This window comes from Paenibacillus lactis, assembly GCF_017873605.1.
GTDB classification, from domain to species: domain Bacteria; phylum Bacillota; class Bacilli; order Paenibacillales; family Paenibacillaceae; genus Paenibacillus_AQ; species Paenibacillus_AQ lactis.
In genome coordinates this window covers 1-1,309 of record NZ_JAGGKI010000047.1, presented here as the reverse complement: position 1 = coordinate 1,309, position 1,309 = coordinate 1, and the positions used below count along the sequence as shown (strand labels likewise).

2 protein-coding genes are annotated in these 1,309 nt (G+C 49.1%); both read left to right on the top strand.

What is annotated here, in order from left to right; genetic code table 11:
- Positions 1-79 precede the first annotated feature (79 nt).
- Positions 80-370: a transposase gene (locus J2Z18_RS30280; RefSeq protein ID WP_007130931.1), complete on the top strand. Its 291-nt coding sequence runs from the start codon at positions 80-82 to the stop codon at positions 368-370.
- 23 nt (positions 371-393) lie between these two features.
- Entirely contained in the window at positions 394-1,254 is an 861-nt protein-coding gene (locus J2Z18_RS30275) for an IS3 family transposase (protein ID WP_138919336.1), read from the top strand.
- The last annotated feature ends 55 nt before the right edge of the window (positions 1,255-1,309 follow it).

The window sequence follows — 1,309 nt, the reverse complement described above, 5'->3', positions numbered from 1 at the left end:
TGGAGTGCTACGATAAAAATGCAGTCGAAAAATACCCTCGTATGAAATAAAATGAAAGCTGACGAGAGGACGGGAGACAATGAATCGATACGACAAAGCATTCAAAGAAGAAGCAGTAAGATTGAGCGATGAGATTGGATCAAAGAAAGCCGCCGAGCAGTTAGGCGTAGCCTACTATACATTGCAGGAATGGAGAAAGCGAAGAACCCTGCACGGCGACGGAGCGCATATCGGGAGCGGACGCGCTTATGCATCTGCCGATAAGACTGCGCGTGAAATCGAATTAGAAAGAGAAATAGGCGAGTTGCGCCGCGCGAATGAAATTCTCAAGGACGCACTCGGTTTTTTCGTAAAAGACCGGAAGCGGTAAAGGCGTGCCAGCTCTATACGTACATCCGTGAACGACGGGATCGATGGACCGTCAAGGAGATGTGCGAGGTACTTGCTGTCAGCGAATCGGGCTACTACCGTAGCTTGAAGCCCTCACCCAAACAGGAGCGGCAGCAACTTCTTCTGGTCAAAATCAAAGACATCATTGGAGAGCATGAAGATAACCGAAATTACGGTGTCCAACGTATTCTGCTAGCGCTGTCACAAAGAGAGATCACGACCAGCTACAGCACCGTCTACCGAATCATGAAGAAGCATGGCCTGCTGAAGAAAGCCAAGCGTCATCCAAACGGCATTACACGCGAGGATGCCACAGCTCAAAAGAGCGAGAACCTGATCCAGAGAGACTTCAGATCCTCAGCACCCAACCAAAAGTGGCTATCGGATATCACCGAAGTCCCTTGTTCAGACGGCAAGCTATATCTGTCCGCGGTACTGGATTGTTTCAACGGAGAGATCGTGGGCCTCGCCATGGACGTCAACATGTGCAAGCACCTCTGCATCCAGGCCTTTGAGAACGCCTGTAAAGCAAGAAATGCTCGCGGAATGATTTTTCATAGCGATCGAGGCAGCCAATTCACGAGCAAGGCATTCCGAGAGCGTCTAGCTAAGCGAGATGCCATTCAGAGCATGAGCGGCACAGGGCGTTGCTATGACAACGCAAGGATGGAAAGCTTTTTTGCTACGCTAAAGAAAGAAAAGCTGTACAAGATCAACACGGAGCGCTATCCGATGGCCTATGTTAAATCGATCATCTTCAAATACATCATGGTCTACTACAACAGACAGCGGATCTACACCTCTAATCCAGGGGGATGGCCCCCAGCAATTTATCGCGAAAGAATGCTGTCGCAAGCAGCTTAGTAACGGGATTTCTGTATGAGGGTGTTTTCAAACTGCACTTTTTTTGACAACTCCA